The 20478-nt window shown below is 65.3% G+C and carries 25 protein-coding genes and 1 tRNA gene; 21 read left to right on the top strand and 5 right to left on the bottom strand.

Annotated features, from left to right (window positions below):
- The first annotated feature begins 175 nt into the window (after positions 1-175).
- From BKY27_RS12575 to BKY27_RS12545, 8 genes are all read left to right on the top strand, one after another.
- Positions 176-625, top strand: a complete 450-nt coding sequence (locus tag BKY27_RS12575) for a GNAT family N-acetyltransferase (protein ID WP_071674840.1) — start codon at positions 176-178, stop codon at positions 623-625.
- 5 nt (positions 626-630) lie between these two features.
- Positions 631-2007 carry a DUF2927 domain-containing protein gene (locus BKY27_RS12570; protein WP_071674839.1) on the top strand — a complete coding sequence of 459 codons (1377 nt, stop codon included), beginning with the start codon at positions 631-633 and terminating at the stop codon, positions 2005-2007.
- Between the two features lie 12 nt (positions 2008-2019).
- On the top strand, positions 2020-2184 hold the full coding sequence (locus BKY27_RS20250) for a hypothetical protein (RefSeq protein ID WP_199559105.1): 165 nt from the start codon (positions 2020-2022) through the stop codon (positions 2182-2184).
- Positions 2185-2196: 12 nt separating this feature from the next.
- Positions 2197-3381, top strand: coding sequence for a vWA domain-containing protein (locus BKY27_RS12565; protein WP_071674838.1), 1185 nt, complete (start codon positions 2197-2199; stop codon positions 3379-3381).
- A gap of 101 nt (positions 3382-3482) precedes the next feature.
- Positions 3483-3914: an OsmC family protein gene (locus BKY27_RS12560; protein WP_071674837.1), complete on the top strand. Its 432-nt coding sequence runs from the start codon at positions 3483-3485 to the stop codon at positions 3912-3914.
- An 81-nt stretch (positions 3915-3995) separates the two neighbouring features.
- Entirely contained in the window at positions 3996-4370 is a 375-nt protein-coding gene (locus tag BKY27_RS12555; RefSeq protein WP_071674836.1) for a hypothetical protein, read from the top strand.
- Entirely contained in the window at positions 4367-4993 is a 627-nt protein-coding gene (locus BKY27_RS12550; protein ID WP_071674835.1) for a DedA family protein, read from the top strand. The genes BKY27_RS12555 and BKY27_RS12550 overlap by 4 nt, the downstream gene beginning before the upstream one ends.
- A 30-nt stretch (positions 4994-5023) precedes the next feature.
- Positions 5024-5716, top strand: a complete 693-nt coding sequence (locus BKY27_RS12545) for a M48 family metalloprotease (protein ID WP_071674927.1) — start codon at positions 5024-5026, stop codon at positions 5714-5716.
- 13 nt (positions 5717-5729) lie between these two features.
- Here the strand turns inward: BKY27_RS12545 and BKY27_RS12540 are convergent, their stop codons facing one another.
- Positions 5730-6467, bottom strand: a complete 738-nt coding sequence (locus tag BKY27_RS12540) for a GNAT family N-acetyltransferase (protein WP_071674834.1) — start codon at positions 6465-6467, stop codon at positions 5730-5732.
- A gap of 100 nt (positions 6468-6567) precedes the next feature.
- On the opposite strand from BKY27_RS12540, the gene msrB reads away from it, so the two are divergent.
- Entirely contained in the window at positions 6568-6990 is a 423-nt protein-coding gene (gene msrB, locus BKY27_RS12535) for a peptide-methionine (R)-S-oxide reductase MsrB (RefSeq protein ID WP_146636235.1), read from the top strand.
- A 98-nt stretch (positions 6991-7088) separates the two neighbouring features.
- Here the strand turns inward: msrB and BKY27_RS12530 are convergent, their stop codons facing one another.
- Positions 7089-7553, bottom strand: coding sequence for an outer membrane protein assembly factor BamE (locus tag BKY27_RS12530; protein ID WP_071674832.1), 465 nt, complete (start codon positions 7551-7553; stop codon positions 7089-7091).
- A 152-nt stretch (positions 7554-7705) separates the two neighbouring features.
- Here BKY27_RS12530 and BKY27_RS12525 point away from each other — a divergent pair, with 152 nt between their 5' ends.
- The 8 genes from BKY27_RS12525 to BKY27_RS12490 all read left to right on the top strand — a co-directional run bounded on the left by BKY27_RS12525 (position 7706) and on the right by BKY27_RS12490 (position 13292).
- Positions 7706-8281 (top strand): YceD family protein, encoded by a 576-nt coding sequence (locus BKY27_RS12525; RefSeq protein WP_071674831.1) that lies wholly within the window; start codon positions 7706-7708, stop codon positions 8279-8281.
- A gap of 225 nt (positions 8282-8506) precedes the next feature.
- Complete coding sequence (gene rpmF, locus BKY27_RS12520; protein WP_071674830.1) at positions 8507-8713, top strand: 50S ribosomal protein L32; 207 nt, start codon at positions 8507-8509, stop codon at positions 8711-8713.
- 30 nt (positions 8714-8743) lie between these two features.
- Positions 8744-9835, top strand: coding sequence for a phosphate acyltransferase PlsX (plsX, locus tag BKY27_RS12515; protein ID WP_071674829.1), 1092 nt, complete (start codon positions 8744-8746; stop codon positions 9833-9835).
- Positions 9832-10827 carry a beta-ketoacyl-ACP synthase III gene (locus BKY27_RS12510; RefSeq protein ID WP_071674828.1) on the top strand — a complete coding sequence of 332 codons (996 nt, stop codon included), beginning with the start codon at positions 9832-9834 and terminating at the stop codon, positions 10825-10827. The genes plsX and BKY27_RS12510 overlap by 4 nt, the downstream gene beginning before the upstream one ends.
- A gap of 102 nt (positions 10828-10929) precedes the next feature.
- Positions 10930-11232 carry an integration host factor subunit alpha gene (gene ihfA, locus BKY27_RS12505; RefSeq protein WP_071674827.1) on the top strand — a complete coding sequence of 101 codons (303 nt, stop codon included), beginning with the start codon at positions 10930-10932 and terminating at the stop codon, positions 11230-11232.
- A gap of 6 nt (positions 11233-11238) precedes the next feature.
- Positions 11239-11988, top strand: a complete 750-nt coding sequence (locus BKY27_RS12500; RefSeq protein ID WP_071674826.1) for a MerR family transcriptional regulator — start codon at positions 11239-11241, stop codon at positions 11986-11988.
- Positions 11989-12065: 77 nt separating this feature from the next.
- A tRNA-Pro gene (locus tag BKY27_RS12495) sits at positions 12066-12142 on the top strand.
- A gap of 61 nt (positions 12143-12203) precedes the next feature.
- The gene (locus BKY27_RS12490) at positions 12204-13292 is read left to right on the top strand and encodes a 2'-deoxycytidine 5'-triphosphate deaminase (RefSeq protein ID WP_071674825.1); all 1089 of its coding nucleotides are present in this window, start codon (positions 12204-12206) and stop codon (positions 13290-13292) included.
- A gap of 96 nt (positions 13293-13388) precedes the next feature.
- On the opposite strand, the gene BKY27_RS12485 is transcribed toward BKY27_RS12490, so the two are convergent.
- On the bottom strand, positions 13389-14588 hold the full coding sequence (locus BKY27_RS12485; RefSeq protein ID WP_071674824.1) for a class I SAM-dependent methyltransferase: 1200 nt from the start codon (positions 14586-14588) through the stop codon (positions 13389-13391).
- Entirely contained in the window at positions 14585-15469 is an 885-nt protein-coding gene (locus BKY27_RS12480; RefSeq protein WP_233491833.1) for a heme-dependent oxidative N-demethylase family protein, read from the bottom strand. The genes BKY27_RS12485 and BKY27_RS12480 overlap by 4 nt, the downstream gene beginning before the upstream one ends.
- Positions 15470-15473: 4 nt before the next feature.
- On the opposite strand from BKY27_RS12480, the gene dddP reads away from it, so the two are divergent.
- From dddP to BKY27_RS12460, 4 genes are all read left to right on the top strand, one after another.
- Complete coding sequence (gene dddP / locus BKY27_RS12475) at positions 15474-16811, top strand: dimethylsulfonioproprionate lyase DddP (RefSeq protein ID WP_071674822.1); 1338 nt, start codon at positions 15474-15476, stop codon at positions 16809-16811.
- Positions 16812-16968: 157 nt separating this feature from the next.
- On the top strand, positions 16969-18189 hold the full coding sequence (locus tag BKY27_RS12470; RefSeq protein ID WP_071674821.1) for a bifunctional alpha/beta hydrolase/OsmC family protein: 1221 nt from the start codon (positions 16969-16971) through the stop codon (positions 18187-18189).
- Positions 18190-18256: 67 nt separating this feature from the next.
- The gene (locus BKY27_RS12465) at positions 18257-18505 is read left to right on the top strand and encodes a DUF6455 family protein (protein WP_071674820.1); all 249 of its coding nucleotides are present in this window, start codon (positions 18257-18259) and stop codon (positions 18503-18505) included.
- A 128-nt stretch (positions 18506-18633) separates the two neighbouring features.
- Positions 18634-19875 (top strand): Hsp70 family protein, encoded by a 1242-nt coding sequence (locus tag BKY27_RS12460; protein WP_071674819.1) that lies wholly within the window; start codon positions 18634-18636, stop codon positions 19873-19875.
- 2 nt (positions 19876-19877) lie between these two features.
- Here BKY27_RS12460 and BKY27_RS12455 read toward each other — a convergent pair whose 3' ends face one another.
- On the bottom strand, positions 19878-20372 hold the full coding sequence (locus BKY27_RS12455; RefSeq protein WP_071674818.1) for an Lrp/AsnC family transcriptional regulator: 495 nt from the start codon (positions 20370-20372) through the stop codon (positions 19878-19880).
- Positions 20373-20478: the final 106 nt, after the last annotated feature.

Raw genomic sequence — 20478 nt, 5'->3', positions numbered from 1 at the left:
CGGCAGGATACCGCCCGACGCAAATCGCTTCGCCCACACGCAGGGTAACAACCCCGCGATGCAAGCCCGCGAATGGCCGCGACTTCGCTTGCACCCTTCCAGATTTGTGCCACAATCAGGCCCTAGCGTCTGACGGGACGACAGCAAAACCAAGCGTGAGGCGCGTTTCAAACCAATGAGTTATCGGATTCGTTTGATCAAGCCCGAGGATCGCCCTGCGTGGGAGCCGCTCTGGAGGGCCTATTTGGCCTTTTACAAGACCGAGCTGCCCGACAGCACCTTTGACGCGACATTCGCGCGGTATTCGGACCCGGACACTTTTGATATGCGCGGCTGGATCGCGTGGCAGGGCGACACGGCGCTTGGCCTTGTTCATGCCATTGCCCATCCGCATGGCTGGCGGCCCGAGCCGGTGACCTACTTGCAGGATCTCTTCACCGCGCCCGAGGCGCGGGGGCAAGGCGTTGCGACCGCGTTGATCGAGACGGTCTATGCCGATGCAGATGCGGCCGGACGACCCGCGGTCTACTGGCTGACACAGACCGGAAACGAGACCGCCCGCGCGCTTTATGACAAGATCGCACTGCCGACCGATTTCATGGTTTACCGGCGCAACACGGGGTGACGCGGATGAAAAAAGCCCTGACCCTCACCGTTGTCGCGGCCCTGTTGTCGGCCTGTAGCGCCGCACCGGTACCCGACATGGCGGAACGGCGTGAAACGGTCATTCCCGGCGGATTGCCACCGATGAACGTCTTTGCCACCGCCTCGGCCACGCCCCCCCGGCGCGGCAATGCCGGGATCGCCGCCGATTTCCTCGACCTTTCCTTCGAAATGGAAAGTGGCCGTCCGATCCCGGTGATGAGCCGGTTCGAAGGCCCGGTGACGGTAACCGTTGCCCCCGGCGCGCAGGCCACCCTGTCGGGCGATCTGGACCGGCTGATTGCGCGGTTGCGAAGCGAGGCGCAAATCGACATTCGCCGCGTGCCCTTTGGCGGTGCGCCTGCCTCGATCACCATCGAGACCCTGCCCCGCGCGCGGATGCAACGCGCGGTGCCCGATGCCGCCTGTTTCGTTGTGCCCCGCGTCTCCTCCTGGGCCCAGTTCCGGCGCGCGCGCGGCCCCGGTGGCACGCTGGACTGGACCACCCTGACCGAGCGGGAACATGCGGCGGTGTTCATCCCGTCCGATGTCAGCCCGCAAGAGGTGCGCGATTGCCTGCACGAGGAAATCGGACAAGCGCTCGGGCCATTGAATGACCTTTACCGGCTGTCGGATTCGATCTTCAACGATGACAATTACAACGCGGTTCTGACCGGCTTCGACATGCTGGTGCTGCGCGCCTATTACGACGACGCCCTGCAGTCCGGCCTCAGCCGGTCCGAGGTCGCGGCGCGTCTGCCCGCCATCCTCGACCGTCTCAACCCGCGCGGCGAGCACAGCGGCGGCACGCGCCCCCCGGCCCCCGACCGGCAATGGATCGACGCGATCGAGCAGGCACTGGGCGGAAACGCCCCGACACAAGTGCGGATCGCGGCAGCAGAGCGGGCGCTTTCCATCGCCACCAATCGCCGCTGGACCGACGTGCGCCTCGGCTTTTCCTACTTCGCGCTTGGCCGCCTGACCCTGTCGCGCGATGCGCAGACATCGCTCAGGGCCTTTGCCGAAGCGGGGCGTCAGTTCGACCGGATCGCCCCGAACGGCATTCAGTCTGCGCATGTGAACATGCAGCTTGCGGCCTTTGCCCTGTCGGCCGGCGAAGCCGATCAAGCGCTGTCTCTGGTCAACACGGCCCTGCCCGCCGCGATGCAGGGGCAGAATGCCACGCTTCTGGCCACGTTGCTGATGATCAAGGCGGAAGCGCTGGAGTTGCAGGGCCGCATGTCAGAAGCGGCATCTGTGCGCCTCGACTCGCTCGGTTGGGCACGATATGGCTTCGGCCGGGATCAGGATGTGCGCGACCGGTTGACCGAAGTTGCGGCCCTGTCCCCGCAAAACCGGAGCTGAGGGGAACGCGATTTGGCTAACATTCTGGGGACGCTCATCGGGGCGGCGCTTGGGGCGCTGATCGCCATGCGGCGTGGCGGCAACCGTCTGGACATTCTGCACTACGCGGGCGTTCTGGGGCTGATCGGGCTGGTGGTCGGCACGTTCGTCGGCGTCTTCATCCTGCGCGGGGCATAAGGACGTCCGGCGATGTTCCTGCCCTTCTTCCAAACCTTGCGCGCCGCCCGCCTACCGGTGTCATTGCGCGAGTTTCTGACCTTCCTCGAAGGGGTCGGGTCGGGGCTGGTGACCTATGACGTGGACGGGTTCTACTACCTCGCCCGCGCGGCGCTGGTGAAGGACGAGCGTCATATCGACCGCTTCGACCGCGCCTTTGCCCATGCGTTCGGCGGGCTGGAGCAAATCACCGCGCAGGACGTGCTGGAGGCCACGGAAATCCCCGCCGAATGGCTGGAAAAGCTGGCGGAAAAACATCTCAGCCCCGAGGAACGGGCCGAGATCGAAGCGCTTGGCGGCTTTGACAAGCTGATGGAGACGCTGCGCGAGCGGCTGAAGGAACAGGAAGGCCGCCATCAGGGCGGCAACAAGTGGATCGGCACCGCCGGCACCTCGCCCTTCGGGGCCTATGGCTACAACCCAGAGGGCGTGCGCATCGGGCAGGACAAATCCCGCCACCAACGCGCGGTCAAGGTCTGGGACAAGCGCGAATTTCGCAACCTCGACGACCAGGTCGAACTTGGCACCCGCAATATCAAGGTCGCGCTCAAGCGGCTGCGCCAATGGGCGCGCACCGGTGCAAACGAGGAGCTGGACCTCGACGGCACCATCCGCGCCACCGCCGAACACGGCTATCTCGACGTCAAAACCCGCCCCGAGCGGCACAACGCGGTCAAGGTGATCCTGTTTCTCGACGTGGGCGGCAGCATGGACCCGCATATCCGCGTGGTGGAGGAACTGTTCAGCGCCGCGCGGGCCGAGTTCAAGCACCTGGAACACTACTATTTCCACAACTGCCTGTATGAAGGCCTGTGGAAGGACAATGCCCGCCGCTGGACCGAACAGATCCCGACGCACGAGGTGCTGAACACCTATGGGCCGGACTACAAATGCATTTTCGTAGGCGATGCGTCGATGTCGCCCTACGAGATCGCCTTTCCCGGCGGTGCAAACGAGCATTGGAACCAGGAGGCCGGGCAAGTCTGGCTGGAGCGCGCCCGCACCCAGTGGCCCGACCACCTGTGGATCAACCCCACGCCCGAGACGCATTGGCGCTATACCCAGTCGATCCAGATGATCCACGAGATTTTCGAGGGTCGCATGGTGCCGATGACGCTGGAAGGCGTCGACCGCGGCATGCGACAGCTGGGACGGTAACCGCGCCCGCCGCCACGCTCGCCGCGCCTCTGCAATCCGTTTTTCACCAAGGGTCCGGTCTGTTACGCTTGCTTTTGCGCGTTCAAGAAAGGACCAGAGATATGATCAAGAAATACGGAACCGCCCATTGGAGCGGCGATCTGAAAACCGGAACCGGCCAGGTCTCGACCGAGACGCGGGCCCTGTCGGACCAACCCTACAGCTTTGCCAAGCGGTTCGAAGGCGAAACCGGGTCGAACCCCGAAGAGCTGATCGGCGCGGCCCATGCCGCCTGTTTCGCCATGGCGCTTTCGGGCGAACTGGGCCGGGGCGGTTTGACCGCCGACAGCATTGACGCCCGGTCAACGGTGTCGTTGGAACCCGTCGAGGGCGGCTTTGGCATCACCAAGATCCACCTGACCGTGACGGCCCGCATTCCGGGCGCGGACAAGCAGGCCTTCCTTGAGGCCGCCAATGCTGCCAAGGCGGGGTGTCCGGTGTCCAAACTGATGGCTGCGGCTGAAATCACCATGGACGCTGCGCTGGAAAGCTGACCAGATGGGGGCGCACCCGCGACGGAAACCGGGGACGCCCCCGTGTAACGCCTGACCGCCCGCGACCCGAGGAGCGCCCCCATGTTCGCCTTCCTGCGCCGTATCTGGAATGCCGCCCCGATCGCCACGGTGATTCTGGGGGCGGCCTTGGCCGTGGGGCTGTTCTTCGCGGCGCGGCTGGTGGCGTTCACGATCTACTGGGCCGACCCCGCGCACCGCAATCAGGCCATCGAAGCCTGGATGACCCCGGCCTATGTGGCCCAATCCTGGGGCGTGCCACGCGAGGCGATGCTGCAAGGTCTGGACCTGACCCCGCGTCCCGGCCACCCGCAGAGCCTGTCCGAGATCGCAGCCCAACGCGGGGTGACGCTGGCCGAGCTTGAGGCAGAGATCCTGACGATCATCGAGACCTTCCGCGCCGAGCATCCGGCGGGACCGGGGGGCGCGCGACCATGAGCGACACGATCTTCGCCCTTGTCACCGGCTACGGCGCGCTGGTCATCTTCGCCTCGGCCTATCTGTCCTGCCTCGCCATCCCGATTCCGACCTCGCTGATGATGCTGTCGGGCGGCGCTTTCGTGGCCTCGGGCGACCTGACCGTCTGGCAGGTGGTCGGAGCGGCCTATGCGGGGGCGGTTCTGGGCGATCAATCCGGCTTCCTCATCGGGCGTTTCGGCGGCGCGCCGCTGGTTGAGCGCATTGCCCGAACGCCGGCCCGCCGCGCGGTGCTGGACCGAGCGCGCAAGCTGGTCGACCGCCGGGGCGGGCTTGGCGTCTTTTTCTCGACATGGCTGGTGGCGCCGCTCGGGCCGTGGGTCAATTTCATTGCCGGGGCGACCGGCCTGTCCTGGGCCCGGTTCTCGGTCTGGGACATCATGGGAGAAACCATCTGGGTCGCGGTCTATGTCGGGCTCGGCTACGTCTTTGCCAGCCAGATCGAGGCGGTGGCCGACATCCTGGGCAATGCCGTCGGTCTCTTGGCCGCGCTCGCGGTGGCGGCGGCCATGGCGGTGTGGATTCGCGGTGCACTCAAAGCACAGCGAAAGAAGGCAGAGGCACGCGCAACGGACCTTGCCTGACCGCGCCCCCTGCCCCATATCCCGATCATGATCCTGCGCCTTGCCCCCATCCTGCTCGCTCTTGTCTATGGCCTTGTGGTGTATCACTTCTCGGCGTGGCGCACCCGCAAGGAGTTGGACCAGAAATCGACCGAACTGGCCGACCCGGTGCTGAAAAAGCTGACCGACCGTCTGGCTGCCGCGCTGGAACTGCCGCGCATCCGGGTGAATATCTTCGAGGTCGCGCCGGTCAACGGGCTGGCCGCCCCGGATGGGCGCATCTTCCTGACGCGGGGGTTTTACGACCGCTACCGCGCAGGCGAGGTTTCGGGCGAAGAGTTGATGAGCGTCATCGCCCATGAACTGGGCCACGTCGCCCATGGCCATACCCGGCGCAGGATGATCGACTTTTCCGGCCAGAATGCCGTGCGCACGGCGCTGGCGGCCCTGCTGGGGCGGTTCCTGCCGGGGATCGGCCCGATGCTGGCCGGTGTCCTGACCTCGATGATGGCCGCCCGGATCAGCCGCGCCGATGAATACGAGGCCGACGCCTATGCCGCCGCGCTGATGGTCAAGGCGGGTTTCGGGACAGGGCCGCAAAAAGCGCTGTTGTCAAAGCTTGAGGCGCTGACCGGCTCGGGCGGCAGCGGCACGCCTGCATGGCTGCTGAGCCACCCCAAAACGCCGGACCGCATCGCCGCCATCGACCGGCTGGAGGCCCGGTGGGCCGAGGCAACACGCTGACGCGATCGGGCCTTTACCCCGCCACGGCCCGCAACAGCCGCTTTCGCGCCGCCGGAACGGTGCGGATTTCCAGCCCGGTAAAGACATGCAGCGTGTTCAGGTCCGCATCCACCACGGCATGGTCGCTTACCCATCCCCCCATCAACAGGTAGGTCCGCAGAAGCGGCGGCATCTTGGCCTGTGCCGCTTTCAGGTCGGGTCGGCGCCGCAGACGCTTGGCGAATTCGAAGACACTGGGGGCCTTCACACGCGGCAGCCAGCGTTTCGGGGCAAGGTACCGGTCGCGCAAGAGGGCGAAGGCATCGGCGTAGAGCGTGGCATCGGTGCCCTGAAAGGACGAGCATCCGAAGAGCATCTCGACTCCTTCTCGATCCACGTAAGCGGTCATGGCGCCCCACGCAACACGCAGGATATCGGGATCTCGCCACGCGGGATGGATGCAGAAACGGCCCATTTCCACCATCGGGCCATCGAACCGCTCCAGCCCCGACAATTCATAGAATTGCGCCGAGTAGCTGCGCGCGATCTCGTCGCCGCGCGACAGGTGCAGCAGGCGAAAGCAACAGACCAACGTTCCGGTCCGCGTCTCTTCCACCAAAACATGCGCGCAGGCCCCGTCGAAATCATCCGCATCGAGGCCATCGCCCTCTTCGCCACGAAAGGCCAGATACCGCAACCGCTGTGCCGCCCTCAGATCCGCATCCGTTTCGGCAAAACTGGCCGCATAACAGCCCCTGGATAGCATCGACATCGGCCCACGCCCTCGCGCTTGACCCGGCCCCGGTCCGACACCCCCTTGGCGTGACGGCGGGCACGGGCTACATCCGGCTTCACCGCCATACTGTGCGGAGATGACAAAGCGACGACAAGGGGAAATCGACGTGGACAAGGTTGTGAAGCCCGAGGCGGCATGGCGCCGTGAGCTGTCAGACCTCGCCTTTCGCGTCACCCGCCAGCAGGCGACGGAACGCGCCTTTTCCCATGACGATTTTCCCAAGGGGCCGGGCCGGTATCTTTGCGTCTGTTGCGGCGCGGCCCTGTTCGATCAAACGGCCAAGTTCGACAGTGGCACGGGCTGGCCCAGCTTTACCGCCCCCTTGCCCAACGCCCCGGTCGGCGAGCGTGAGGATCGCGGCTGGTTTCAGCGCCGGACCGAGGTGCATTGCCGCCGCTGCGACGCGCATCTGGGGCACGTCTTTGCCGACGGCCCGGCACCGACGGGGCTGCGCTATTGCCTCAACGGCGTGGCGCTGCGGTTCGATCCGGCGGGTTAGTGCGTGTCGCGGTCAACCGCGATCACGCCCCGCTCTGGCCTATTGATGTCGCATGTCCGAGGGGGAAAAAACCGGTTCCCAGTCTTGCGCGATATGCCCTAATTGTTGCCACCCAAGGCGTCGGCGATGTTCACGCGGCCAAAGTTGCCGATCAGTTGCCGCAGGAACGTGACTTCCTGAATGTTTGTCTCGGTCACCCGCCGCGAAAACCGCACGACGTCTCCGTCTTCAAGGCTCAGTTCCCGGATATTCTCGACGGTGCCCCGGTCGTCAAAGCTGATCGCCACGATCTGGCGTTCCACCACTTCCGGTGCATGATAGGTGAAGAACCGCTGCCGCGAGGCGACGTAGAACCACGTATTGTCGCCCACCACGCCCGAGGCCGAGGGTCGACCAATGCTGTCTTCGACGCTGGTCTGGGTATCGATTCCCGGCACGATCATTTCCAGATCTTCCGGCGGCGGCACATAGCCGTGATTTGTGAACTGTGCCGAACAGGCGGACAGCATCACCACAAGCACGCCCACAAGCCCCAGCCGTTTGCCTGAACGCAGTTTGCTCATCTGCCCGGTTCCCCTCACGCGGCGCGCCACGACGCAATCATGCCAACCCCTTGCAGGGGCGGTCAAAGCTTTCTATCGGCTTAACCGACCATGGCGCACAGGGCAAGGTCCGCGTATCCTGCCCTCCACGCCAAGCCCGAAAGGAGCCCGCGATGCCCCAAAGCACCCCTTCCCCCACCCGTTTCGTGGTTGCCGATCTGCCCGTGAAGCGCCCCACCTCGTTTTCCGTGCAGCCATCTGCCGCTGACCGCGCGGCGCTGGCCGAGGCCCTGGGAATCACCGCCATCCGCAAGCTGCGGTTCGACGGCGAGATCCGCCCCGAAGGCAGCCGCGACTGGCGGCTGGAGGGTAAACTGGGGGCAACCGTCGAACAGCCCTGCGTCGTGACGCTGGCGCCCGTGGCGACCCGGATCGACACGCCCGTTATCCGGCGGTTCCTGCGCGACATGCCCGATCTGTCAGAGGACGACGAGGGCGAGATCGAGATGCCCGAGGATGAATCCATCGACCCGCTTGGCCGGGAGATAGACGTGGCCCTCGTCATGCAAGAGGCATTGGCGTTGAACCTGCCGCTCTACCCCCGCGCGGCGGGGGCCGAACTCGAAACCGCCGTGTTCTCGGAGCCGGGAGTCGCGCCGATGCGCGACGAGGACGCCAAGCCCTTTGCCGGACTGGCGGAATTGCGTGATAAACTGGGCGGCAGCGGCCCCGACGACGGGTCGGCCTGACCTCTGCCTGCCCACCGTTGATTAGGGCTTGCATGGTGGCGAAATCCGAGTATGTTCCCGGCCTCATTCGCTGCGTGTTCCGACGCGCCGTTTCGTGCGCGCCCGGCCCGTCCGGACCGGTCGGAAGGACCCCTGGTGGCGAGTGAGACAAGAACACTGATGAAGACGCATATTCGGGGCAAAGCTGCCAATGGCCAGCCCCGAGCAATAACCCGAGGTTGAGACATGGCTGTCCCCCAGAATCGAGTCACTCGCTCGCGCCGCAACATGCGCCGCTCCCACGACGCCCTGAGCGCTGACAATCCCAACGAGTGCCCGTCCTGCGGCGAACTCAAGCGCCCGCACCACGTGTGCCCGTCCTGCGGCGTCTATGCCGACCGCGAAGTGATCGCGCAGGCCGACGAGATCGACCTGGACGAAGACGCGGCATAACGCGGCAAGGTCGTCCAAGGCAGGTCCAATATGGCAGAGACAGCACAAGCAAGCGGCGCCGCTGCGTCCCCGGTTGTGCTGTCGATTGACGCCATGGGCGGAGATCGCGGCCCGTCGGTCATCATCGACGGGATTGCGATATCCGCGGCCAAGAACGCAGATATCCGGTTCATTGTGCACGGCGACAAGCCCGAGCTTGAACGCCTGATCGCCCGCAAGCGTGTGCTTGACGGGCGTTGCGACGTTCGTAATGCCGAGGGCGTCGTTCAAATGGATGACAAACCCAGCCAGGTAATGCGCTCGGGCAAGGGCACGTCGATGTGGTCGGCCATCGAATCGGTGCGCGACGGCGAAGCGACCGTGGCCATCAGTTGCGGCAACACCGGCGCGCTCATGGCGATGAGCATGGTGCGCCTGCGCAAGATCGAGGGCGTGAACCGCCCCGCCATCGCCTGCCTCTGGCCCTCGCGCAACCCGCATGGCTTCAACGTGATGCTGGATGTGGGCGCCGATATACGCGCCGACGAAACCGAATTGCTGCACTACGCGCTGATGGGGGCAAGCTATGCCCGCAACGGCCTTGGGTTGAAGCGCCCGCGCGTGGGGCTGCTGAATGTCGGGGTCGAAGAATTCAAGGGCCGCCCCGAACTCAAGCTGGCCTCTCAGGCCATCGCCAACGCCGCCGACGTGGCCGATTTCGACTATGTCGGCTTCGTCGAGGGGGGCGACATCCCCTCGGACCGGGTTGATGTGATCGTGACCGATGGATTTACCGGCAACGTGGCGCTCAAGACCGGTGAAGGCACCGCCGGGCTGATCCGCGATTTTCTGGGAGAGGCGTTTCGCTATTCGATCCTGTCGCGCATCGCGGCGGTGCTTGCCCTTACGTCGATGCGGCGCCTGTCGAAACGCATCGACCCGCGCCGGGTCAATGGCGGCGTGTTCCTTGGCCTCAACGGCACCGTGGTGAAATCCCACGGCGCGTCGGACGCGACCGGCGTTTCGGCGGCGATCAAACTTGCCGCGCAACTTTCAGCGACCGGCTTTACCAAACGCATCGCGGCGCGCATCGCCGAGTCGGAACGGGCGATCGCCCACGACAATGAAGGAACGGCAGAATGACCGGAGCGACCGGCACCCCTACCCGACGCGCCGTGGCCGTGGGCATTGGCCACTACCTGCCCAAGCGGGTGGTGCCCAATGCCGAATTCGAAGAGCGGATCGACACCAGCGATGAGTGGATTCGCGCCCGAACCGGGATCGAACGCCGTCATTTCGCCGCCGAGAGCGAAACGACCTCGGATCTGGGCATCGCCGCCGCCCGCGCGGCGCTGGACGATGCTGGCCTGACCGCCGCCGATATCGACGCGGTGATCGTCGCCACCTCGACGCCGGACCTGACCTTTCCCTCGGTCGCCACGATGATTCAAAGCGGCCTTGGCATGTCCCATGGCTTTGCCTTCGACGTGCAGGCGGTCTGCGCGGGATTTATCTATGCCCTGTCGACCGCGAATGCCTTTATCCTTTCGGGACAGGCCAAACGCGTTCTGGTGATCGGGGCCGAAACCTTCAGCCGCATTCTGGATTGGGACGACCGCACCACCTGTGTGCTTTTTGGCGACGGGGCCGGTGCCCTGGTGCTGGAAGCGCAAGAGGGCGACGGCACTGGTGCGGATCGCGGTATCCTTGCCGTGGACCTGCATTCCGACGGCCAGTTCCGCGATCTGCTTTATGTCGATGGCGGTGTGTCGCGCACGCAATCGACCGGCGTGCTCAAGATGGAAGGCAAGGAAGTCTTCCGCCATGCCGTTGAAAAATTGGCAAAAACCGCTCATACGGCGCTCGACCGTGCGGGTCTTGGGGCCGATGATGTGAACTGGATCGTTCCGCATCAGGCCAACCTGCGGATCATCAGCCGCACCGCACAAAAGATGGGCGTCGGAATGGATCGGGTCGTCGTGACCGTGCAGGATCACGGCAATACCTCGGCCGCGTCGATCCCGCTGGCTCTGTCGGTCGGGGTAGCGCGCGGCCAGATCAAACGCGGCGATCTGCTGGTGGCCGAGGCGATTGGCGGCGGGCTGGCTTGGGGCGCGGCGGTGCTGCGCTGGTAGGCAAACGGGTTTCCGCTTACGCCGCTTCGCCCAAGCCCTTGATATTGACTTGCTATCCCAGACCGCGCAGGATGACCTGACCATCAGGGGAGGTTGACGACCATGTCCGGAAAAACTCTGACACGCATGGATCTGACCGAAGCGGTTTTCCGCGAAGTCGGATTGTCCCGAAACGAGAGCGCACAGCTTGTGGAACGGGTGCTTGACCTGATGTCCGACGGCCTCGTGGACGGGGAGCAGGTGAAGATCTCGTCCTTCGGCACCTTCTCGGTCCGGTCCAAGACCGCGCGGGTGGGACGCAATCCCAAAACCGGCGAAGAGGCCCCGATCCCGCCCCGCCGGGTTCTGACCTTCCGTCCGTCGCATTTGATGAAAGACCGGGTCGCCGCTGGCAACAAGGGGTAAGTCCAGATGGCCGACAAGTCTCCGCAGGCCTTCCGCACCATTCGCGAGGTCGCAGACTGGTTGGGGGTCGAGGCGCATGTTCTCCGCTTTTGGGAGAGCAAATTCAACCAGATCAAACCGGTGAAACGCGCGGGCGGACGCCGCTACTACCGCCCCGGCGACATGCAACTGGTGGGTGGCATCAAGGTGCTGCTGCACGACGAGGGCATGACCATCCGTGGCGTGCAGAAGATCCTGCGCGAAGATGGTATCGGCCATGTCGCCGCGCTGTCGCCGTCGCTGGACGAAGACACGCCGCCGGACGAAACCATCGAGGAAACGGTGGCCGCCGATGCGCCGCTGCCGCACGACACCGCCGGGCTGACAGAGGCCACGGAGGAGGCCCAGATGGCCGAAAACGGCCCGGCAGAAGACCTGCCCGAGATCACCGCCGCAGAGGCACCGTCAGACCCGCCCGCCCCGGTGCCCGGCGCAGAGCCGCCCGAGGCCGGGTCTGCCCGACAAAACGCACCCGAAGCCCCCGTCGCAGCCGAGGAAGACCCCGCACCCGAAGCCACCGCGCCGATCCCCGAACCTGCCGTGGCCACGACAGAGTCGACCACAGCGACCGAGACCGCCGCCCCGTTGACCGAGCTGCGCGCGCTTCTTCTGGCCGCTGGTCCCCTCAGCCCGCGACAACGCGATGCCCTGACCGCGATCCTGCCCCGGATCGAGGCCCATGCCGCCCGTCTGCGTGCCCGTCACGCGGCGGAATGATCTAATTCGCGGATGTGTCATTTTCCTGTCGCTTCGCCCTTGCGCCCCGCATCAAAATCGCTAGAACACCCCCACGTCGGGCTATGGCGCAGCCTGGTAGCGCGTCCGTCTGGGGGACGGAAGGTCGCAGGTTCGAGTCCTGCTAGCCCGACCATTACTGAAACCGCTCTGGCCCTGACGGGCGGGGCGGTTTCGCGTATCAGGAGGCCGCATAGATGACCGATCAGCCCCGCCCCGGCGTCCTGCCAGACCACGCCATTTCCGCCATGGCCGCGCGCGGCGAGATCGTGACCGAGCTGCCCTTCGCCGACACACAGGTGCAGCCCGCCAGCCTCGACCTGCGCCTTGGCACGGTGGCCTATCGCGTGCGCGCCTCGTTCCTTGCGGGGGCCGGCCGAACCGTGGCCGAGCGACTGGACGAGTTCACCATGCACAAGGTCGACCTGAGCGATGGCGCTGTGCTGGAAAAGGGCTGCGTCTACGTGGTGCCCCTGATGGAATCGCTGGCCCTGCCGACGGGCATCAGTGCGATGGCCAACGCCAAAAGCTCGACCGGTCGGCTTGACCTGCTGACCCGCGCGATTGCCGATTGCGGGGTCGAGTTCGACCGCATCGCCGAAGGCTATGCCGGCCCGCTTTATGCCGAGATCTGCCCGCGCAGTTTTTCGGTGCTGGTGCGGCCGGGAATGCGGCTGAACCAGATCCGCTTTCGCGCCGGGCAAGCGGTGCTGTCGGACGACGACTTGCGCACGCGTCATGCCGAAAGCCCGCTTGTGTCGGGCAAGGCGCTGATCGACGACGGGCTGGGGTTCTCGGTCGACCTGCGGCCCGGAGCGGGGGGCCTGGTGGGCTACCGCGCCAAGCCGCATTCCGGGGTCATCGACCTTGACCGGATCGGCGCCTATGACGCGGTGGATTTCTGGGAACGGCTGGAAACCGATGAGGGCCGCCTGATCCTGGACCCCGGCGCATTCTATATCCTGGTGAGCCGGGAGGCCGTGACGATCCCGCCCGATTGCGCCGCCGAGATGGCCCCCTACCTTGCCATGGTGGGAGAGTTCCGCGTGCATTACGCGGGCTTCTTCGACCCCGGTTTCGGCTATGGTCCGGCGGGCGGCGACGGCGCGCGCGGGGTGCTTGAGGTGCGCTGCCACGAAGCGCCTTTCGTGCTGGAACACGGGCAGGTGGTGGGCCGGTTGGTCTATGAGCGGATGTCATCCGAGCCGCGCGTGCTGTACGGCGCTGATCTGGCGTCGAACTATCAAGGCCAAGGGTTGAAGCTGTCCAAGCATTTCCGCGCCTGAGCGGACCCGGTTTCGCCGCGCTGCGCGCGCCGACCGGCGGGGGCGCTGCCCCCGCACCCCCGGAGTATTTAGACCAAGAAGAAGGGCAGCACCGTCTCAGCGCAGCAGGCGGGAGTAGTAGAGCAGCCCGTAGCGCGCCAGATCGGCGGAAAACCCGTTCCAGAGTGCCGCGAATCCCACCGGGTCCAGCCGTTCCAGCGCGGCGATCTCGGCCAGTGTCTTGCGACCGTCCACATGGCGCAGGATCGAGACGACCGCGCCCGAAACCGGGATCTCGATCCGCTCGCCGCTCATGGTGACGGGCAGCACCCCCTTGCGGGCCACGGTCTGGGCGATGCGGGCCGCGTTGCCGCCCTTGAAATGCGGAACTTGCCCCGGTGTCGGCGCGGCGACCCTGCCTTCGGCCCGGCCTGTCGGCACAGCGTAGAGGACATGCACCTTGATCGTTCCGCGCAGCTTTTCGGCCAGCTCCATCCGGGTGATGGCATCGAGCCCCGCCAACATGCGGCGGTCGGGCAGGAAGGGCGCGGGATCGTAGGCATAGGCCTGCGGACTGCCGGTCATGGCCAGACCGGCCTCGTCCAGCGTGTGCAGCAGGTCACGGATCGCGTAGGGCCGGTCCTGGCTGTGCAAGAGCAGATCGTAGAACCCGGCATCGCCCTGCTCGTGGTCCACGACCACGCTGTTGCGCTTGAACGGATGGGCGTCGGGCAAGCGGTCGAAAATCTGGCGTGCGGATTTGAGGCGTTCCTTGGGGCTGCCCTGCAACACCGTGCCGAACGCCTCTTGCAAGGGATAGACCCCGCTGCGCCCATAGGGGGCGTAGACCATCAAGCCGATCCCGCCCTCGGGGGTCAGCGCCTTGGCCAAAGCATTGAAGCCCTCTTGCGGATGCGGAAGATGGTGCAGCACGCCGCAACAGTCGATGTAGTCGAAGCGGCCATAATCGGCGGCATTCAGGAGCGAGCCGGTTTCGAAGCGGATATTCATCAATCCCCGCACCTTGGCGCGCTCCTCGGCGACCTTGCGGGCAGATGCGGACAGATCGAGATAGGTGATCTCGTAGGGTTTGCCAGCACTCGTCAGGATCTGCGCCATCTGGATCAGAGCGTCACCGGTGCCGCCCCCCGCCACGAGGGCGCGGAAGGGCCGCGACCAATCCCGCTGGCCGCCGAACAGGAAATGGTCGATCTCGACCGGATGCGAGGGCGATCCGGTGACAAGACGCGATTTTTCCTCGGCCGGGTTCCGCTCGGGGTATGGATAGGCGTCGTACTGGTCTTGAACGGTGCTCATGCGCCCTGCCCTGCGGTCTCGACCCGGTGGGTGTCAAGCCCGTCGCGCTGCTCTTGCGTCAGCCGCTCCCATGGGACCACCCATGTGTGGATGGAAAACACCACCGCCTGCGTTCCGGGCAGGCGCAGCAGGCTTTGGCGTTCCGAGCGCATATAGGCGGCCTCGCCCGTGGGCCAGGGACGCGGGTCTTTCTCGCGCCGGGGTTGGTAGAGCGTCGGGTCGTGGTAGAACAGCGCATTGGCCCGCCACAGTGGGCGGTCGGGCCGGATCGCATCGAAGAGGCGTTGCACGCGGGCGGCCATCTGCTGGGTATAGGGCTGCACCGGCGTGTGGATCGCGGTCAGCGGGCGGCCAATCTTCTCGGCCAGGGTCCAACTTGCCGGAAAGCAGAGAACCGCCCCCGTCAGCACGTGTTCCTGTGCGCCCTCGGGCTGCTGCAACAGGCACAAATCTTCCTGCACCAGCCGCGCCGCCGTCACCAGCGGGTGGTCGGCCTTCAGGTCAATGGTGACGCCATCGGGGCGGGTGACGGCCTGCCCATGCCGGGTGTAACCGCCGCCAATGCGCGACAGGATCAGGGCCAAAAGCTCTTCGGCGGCGGGCAGAGCCCGATCCTCGACCGCGAAAACATCCGACCGCCGGTCGGATAGCAGCCGGTCGCGCAGCGCCATTTGCTCGGCAAAGACCTCGTCGTGCACCAGCCAATCCTCCAGCGCGAGCGGCTGGATGCCGGGCAAGCGCCGGGCCGCTTGGTGCAGCCATGGCGCAAAGGGCAAACTATCCTGACAGATTTTCTTCAATTCCGACCCTTTCCATGCCGCAAAGTGGCGCGCGGGGCGCACGGTTCCGCCCCAAGCTTTTCCCATTGGTTGGGAGTTCACGCCGATGAATGAAGCCTATCGCCTGCCTGTACGCAAGATCGACCCGTCAAAGGGCCTCACCCTGCCGGATGGCACCCTGAACGACAATGACAGGATCGAGATCGGGCCGACCAAGCTGGCCTATGCAGAGTTCGAGGCGGCGGGGCTGGTCCTGCCTGACCTGCACGCGATGCGCGCTTATCGGTTGCGGCGTCTCGTCGACAAGATCGTCGAGCGTGACTACGGCGGCCTGCTGATGTTCGACCCGCTCAATATCCGCTACGCAACCGACTCGACCAACATGCAGCTTTGGAACACGCACAACCCGTTCCGGGCCTGCCTTGTCTGTGCCGATGGCTACATGGTGCTGTGGGACTACAAGAACGCGCCGTTTCTGGCCGATCACAACCCGCTGGTGCGCGAGGTGCGCTCGGGCTTTGACCTGTTTTATTTCGACCGGGGCGACAAGCTGGCCGAACAGGCCCATGCCGTGACGGGCGAGGTGCAAGACCTGATCCGCGCCCATGGCGGCGGCACCATGCGGCTGGCCGTTGACAAGATCATGCTGCACGGGATGCGGGCGCTGGAGGCGCGTGGTTTCGAGATCATGGAGGGCGAGGAAGTCACCGAAAAGGCCCGCGTCATCAAGGGGCCGGACGAAATCCTTGCCATGCGCTGCGCCATGCTGGCCTGCGAGGCAAGCGTGGCCGACATGGAGGCCGCGACCGAACCCGGCATGACCGAAGACGACATCTGGGCCGAGCTTCACAAAGCCAACATCCGGCGCGGCGGCGAGTGGATCGAGACCCGGCTTCTGACGACAGGACCACGCACCAACCCGTGGTTTCAGGAATGCGGGCCGCGCGTGTTGCAAAACAACGAAATCCTCGCCTTCGACACCGATCTGGTGGGCTGCTACGGCATCTGTTCCGACATATCGCGCACATGGTGGGTGGGCGACGACGACCCGCGTCCCGACATGGTCGACACGATGCGCATCGCCTATGATCACATCATGACCAATATGGACATTCTGAAACCCGGCGTGCGGTTCGATGACTTGACGGCGCATTGCCACGGGCTGCCGCCCAACATGCAAAAGCAGAAATACGGCTGCATGATGCATGGCGTGGGCCTGTGCGATGAGTGGCCGCTGATCGCCTATCCCGACACCGCTGTCAAAGGGGCGTTCGACTACGTTCTGGAACCCGGCATGACGCTCTGCGTCGAGGTGCTGGCCAGCCCCGAGGGCGGCGATTTTTCGATCAAGCTGGAAGATCAGGTTCTGATCACCGAAGACGGCTATGAGAACCTGACGCAATATCCGTTCGATGAGCGGTTGCTGGGGTTTCGGGACTGCTGAGGCCGGTCGATCGCACCGCTGACCGCACGGGACGGACAGCGATTTGGCTGTCACGCGGCCACACGGGCCAACACACCGGCGTGAAACTGTCCGGCCAGGAGTTGCGGCGCCACGGGGAAAGCCACAGGTTAAGGGCGCTGACCCGCAGGAGATGCCGATGCCCACCGACCGTTTCACCTTTCCCGGCCATGATGGCCATGCCCTTGCTGCCCGGCTCGACCGGCCCGATGGCCCACATCTGGCCACGGCGCTGCTGGCCCATTGCTTTACTTGCGGCAAGGACATCGCCGCCGCCCGGCGCATTGCCGAACGGCTGGCCGGGATGGGCATCGCCGTTTTGCGCTTTGACTTCACCGGGCTGGGTCATTCCGAGGGCGAGTTCCAAAACACCTCGTTCACGTCGAATGTCGATGATCTGGTGGCCGCCGCGGACGCCCTGGCCGCGCGGGACATGGCCCCGGACCTGCTGATCGGACACTCGCTTGGCGGGGCGGCGGTGCTGCGGGCCGCCGAGCGGATCGACAGTGCCAAGGCAGTCGTCACCATCGGCGCGCCGTTCGACCCCGGCCATGTCACCCATAATTTTTCCGACGCGCTGGAGCGTATTGCCAAAGAGGGAAGCGGCACGGTGCAGCTTGGCGGACGCCCGGTGCAGATCGGGCAACAGTTCGTCGACAGCGTCCGGGCCGAGGCGCTTGGCCCCGCCATCGGCGCGTTGCACAAGGCGCTGCTGGTGCTGCATGCCCCGCGCGATACCACGGTGGGGATCACCAACGCGACCGAGATATTTCTGGCGGCGAAACACCCCAAGAGTTTCGTCACCCTCGACGATGCCGATCACCTTGTCTCGCGGCCGGCCGACGCGGAATACGCCGCCGAGGTGATCGCGGCATGGGCGGGAAAATACCTCGATCTGCGCCCGCCCGCGCCGCCAATCGGCGCCCCGGAGGGGGTCACGCGGGTTTCCGAGGCCGACCCGGACGGGTTCCGGCAGGATGTTCAGGCCGGTCCGTTTCACCACGCGGTGGCCGATGAACCCGAATCCTACGGCGGCACCAATGCCGGTTTTACCCCCTACCAGTTCCTCGCAGCCGGTCTGGGGGCCTGCACCTCTATGACCATCCGCATGTATGCCCGTCGCAAGGGATGGCCGCTGGATCAAGTGTCGGTCGACGTACTGCATGACAAGGTGCACGCGCAGGACGCCAGCGGGCAGGACTCGCGGGTCGACCGGTTCCTGCGGCGCATCACCCTGAGCGGCGATCTGGATACAGAGCAGCGCGGCCGCTTGCGCGAAATCGCTGATCGCTGCCCGGTTCACGCCACGCTGGCCCATGGCGCGACGGTGGAAACCGAGCTGATCGACCCCGCCGCTTGATCCAGATCAATGCATTTGCAACGGAATGGGCGTTTCCTGGCCACACACGCATAGTCAGGAGGGCGGCATGGGCCTGTTCAAGAAAATCAACGAAAGCGCCGGGCTGGTGCAGGACATGGCCGCGCACCTGGACGTGGATTTGGCCCATCTGAGCGGTCTGGATGCCCAGACCTCGGTCGCGCAATTCCGCTCGGCAGTCATGCGCTGCGCAAATTGCGACCGGCACGAAGAGTGTCGCCACCTGCTGGACGAGACCGCCACGCTGGACGCCGCGCCCGACTATTGCCGCAACCGCAACGTGATGGTCCGCACCTGACCAAAGCCCCCTGTTCGCACTGAAGGACCGCGCCCTGCCAGAGGCGGTTTTCAGGGGCTGGACCCATCGCCGGTTGCCCTTTCCAGCGATCCCCGTTAGCTGGCCCCGCCGGACAAGCAGGTGGTGCCATGCAGACCCAGACCCTCGCGATTGACTTCGGAACCTCGAACACCGCCGCGGCCGTGCCATTCGATCACGGCATTTACCGCATTCCCGTCGAACGCGGCGCCGAAACCCTGCCGACCGCGGTGTTTTTCCCGGCAGAGGGCGGCACAATGCGCATCGGCGTGGCGGCGGCCGAGGCCTTGGTGGCCGGGGACGACGGGCGCTATATGCGGGCGTTGAAAAGCGTGCTTGGCCTGCCGCTCTTGCAGGAGGAACGGCTTGTCGGCGGCAAGCGCCGCAGCCTGTCGGGGATCATCACCGCCTTTCTGACCGAACTGCGCCAGCGGGCCGAGACCGCCACCGGCCTGACCTTTCGCACGGCCCTGTCTGGACGGCCCGTGCATTTTCACACCGCAGACCTGGACAAGGACGCACAGGCCGAGGCCGATCTGCGCGCCTGCTACCTGGCGGCCGGATTCGACGCGGTCAGCTTCCTTGCCGAACCAGAAGCCGCCGCCATCGCCTGTCAGGGTATGGGCGCGGGCGACGAGATCGGCCTGATCGTCGACATCGGCGGCGGCACCTCGGATTTCTCGGTGTTCCGCAATGACGGCGCGCGGCCCCGTATTCTTGCAAATCACGGCATCCGTCTTGGCGGCACCGACTTTGATCAGGCCCTGTCGCTGGCCCATGCCATGCCGGTTCTGGGCCTCGGGTCAGAGCTGCGGCGCGACATGGGGGCGGGCCTGCTGCCGGTGCCTCGCGCGCCCTATGTGGACCTGGCCACATGGGCCAAGATCCCCTTCCTCTACACGCCGGAAACCCGCCGCATGGCAGCAGAAATGGCGCGGCTGGCGGTGGAGCCCGAAAAGATGGCCCGTTTGGTGACGGTGCTGGACAATGAACTGGGCCACGATCTGGCCTTCGCGGTCGAGCGGGCGAAGATCGGTGCCAATGGCGGTCGGAACGAGGGTCGCATTGCCATGGGCTCCATCGAAAGGGGCCTGAGCGCGCCAGTCACCCCGGACGATCTGGAGGCCGTGCTGAGCGGACACCGGACCCGGCTGACCGATGCGGCGCGGGAAACCCTGACGCTTGCCGGGATCGCGCCGGGCGATGTCGGGCGGATCATCCTAGTTGGCGGGTCGAGCCTGATGCGGATCGTCTCGGACGAGATGCAGGCACTGTGCCCGAACGGAACCGTTCTGCGATCCGAGGCGTTTACCGCCGTTGTCGACGGGCTGGCCCTTGCCGCCAAGGCCTAGCGTCAGGGGGCATTTCCATTTTCCTGGGCTCCATCCTCGATCGGCAAGAGCGTTGTGGACTTGATTTCCTCCATGCTCAGCAGCGCGGTCACGTTGTGAATCCGCACCTCTGAAATCAACGCCTGATAGAACCGGTCATAGGCCCGCGCATTCGGCACCCGCACCTTCAGGATATAGTCGATATCCCCGGCCAGCCGATGCGCCTCCAGCACTTCCGGGCGGGTTTGCAGCGCGTGCAGGAATTTCTGCTGCCAGTCGGCCTCATGCTCGCTGGTGCGGATCAGGACAAAGAAACATGCCTCCAGTCCCAAGGCTTCCGCGTCCAGCAAGACGGTCTGGCGGCCAATGATCCCGGCCTCTCGCATCTTGCGGATACGGGTCCAGACCGGGGTTTTTGACGACCCCACGACCTTGGCGATTTCGTCCAGCGACTGGCTGGCGTCTTCCTGCAATGCGGCGAGGATCTTCCGATCCAGCGCGTCGATCTGAACAGACATTTGGGCACCTCCGTGTTCTTGGAACGGATGCCGCATTCGCTTGGCCTGCGCAAGACAAACGTCCTTATTCACCGCCGCGTATGGCCCAAAAACAGGAAAATATCCT

This window comes from Nioella nitratireducens (genome assembly GCF_001879715.1).
GTDB classification, from domain to species: Bacteria; Pseudomonadota; Alphaproteobacteria; order Rhodobacterales; family Rhodobacteraceae; genus Nioella; species Nioella nitratireducens.
Note: the sequence above shows the minus strand (reverse complement) of the source record. Positions and strands in the feature narration are given on the sequence as shown.

Coding starts and splice junctions, on each gene's coding strand:
- BKY27_RS12575 (WP_071674840.1), top strand. CDS start 176: ATGAGTTATCGGATTCGTTTGATCAAGCCCGAGGATCGCCCTGCGTGG.
- BKY27_RS12570 (WP_071674839.1), top strand. CDS start 631: ATGAAAAAAGCCCTGACCCTCACCGTTGTCGCGGCCCTGTTGTCGGCC.
- BKY27_RS12565 (WP_071674838.1), top strand. CDS start 2,197: ATGTTCCTGCCCTTCTTCCAAACCTTGCGCGCCGCCCGCCTACCGGTG.
- BKY27_RS12560 (WP_071674837.1), top strand. CDS start 3,483: ATGATCAAGAAATACGGAACCGCCCATTGGAGCGGCGATCTGAAAACC.
- BKY27_RS12555 (WP_071674836.1), top strand. CDS start 3,996: ATGTTCGCCTTCCTGCGCCGTATCTGGAATGCCGCCCCGATCGCCACG.
- BKY27_RS12550 (WP_071674835.1), top strand. CDS start 4,367: ATGAGCGACACGATCTTCGCCCTTGTCACCGGCTACGGCGCGCTGGTC.
- BKY27_RS12540 (WP_071674834.1), bottom strand. CDS start 6,467: ATGTCGATGCTATCCAGGGGCTGTTATGCGGCCAGTTTTGCCGAAACG.
- msrB (WP_146636235.1), top strand. CDS start 6,568: ATGACAAAGCGACGACAAGGGGAAATCGACGTGGACAAGGTTGTGAAG.
- BKY27_RS12530 (WP_071674832.1), bottom strand. CDS start 7,553: ATGAGCAAACTGCGTTCAGGCAAACGGCTGGGGCTTGTGGGCGTGCTT.
- BKY27_RS12525 (WP_071674831.1), top strand. CDS start 7,706: ATGCCCCAAAGCACCCCTTCCCCCACCCGTTTCGTGGTTGCCGATCTG.
- rpmF (WP_071674830.1), top strand. CDS start 8,507: ATGGCTGTCCCCCAGAATCGAGTCACTCGCTCGCGCCGCAACATGCGC.
- plsX (WP_071674829.1), top strand. CDS start 8,744: ATGGCAGAGACAGCACAAGCAAGCGGCGCCGCTGCGTCCCCGGTTGTG.
- BKY27_RS12510 (WP_071674828.1), top strand. CDS start 9,832: ATGACCGGAGCGACCGGCACCCCTACCCGACGCGCCGTGGCCGTGGGC.
- ihfA (WP_071674827.1), top strand. CDS start 10,930: ATGTCCGGAAAAACTCTGACACGCATGGATCTGACCGAAGCGGTTTTC.
- BKY27_RS12500 (WP_071674826.1), top strand. CDS start 11,239: ATGGCCGACAAGTCTCCGCAGGCCTTCCGCACCATTCGCGAGGTCGCA.
- BKY27_RS12490 (WP_071674825.1), top strand. CDS start 12,204: ATGACCGATCAGCCCCGCCCCGGCGTCCTGCCAGACCACGCCATTTCC.
- BKY27_RS12485 (WP_071674824.1), bottom strand. CDS start 14,588: ATGAGCACCGTTCAAGACCAGTACGACGCCTATCCATACCCCGAGCGG.
- dddP (WP_071674822.1), top strand. CDS start 15,474: ATGAATGAAGCCTATCGCCTGCCTGTACGCAAGATCGACCCGTCAAAG.
- BKY27_RS12470 (WP_071674821.1), top strand. CDS start 16,969: ATGCCCACCGACCGTTTCACCTTTCCCGGCCATGATGGCCATGCCCTT.
- BKY27_RS12465 (WP_071674820.1), top strand. CDS start 18,257: ATGGGCCTGTTCAAGAAAATCAACGAAAGCGCCGGGCTGGTGCAGGAC.
- BKY27_RS12460 (WP_071674819.1), top strand. CDS start 18,634: ATGCAGACCCAGACCCTCGCGATTGACTTCGGAACCTCGAACACCGCC.
- BKY27_RS12455 (WP_071674818.1), bottom strand. CDS start 20,372: ATGTCTGTTCAGATCGACGCGCTGGATCGGAAGATCCTCGCCGCATTG.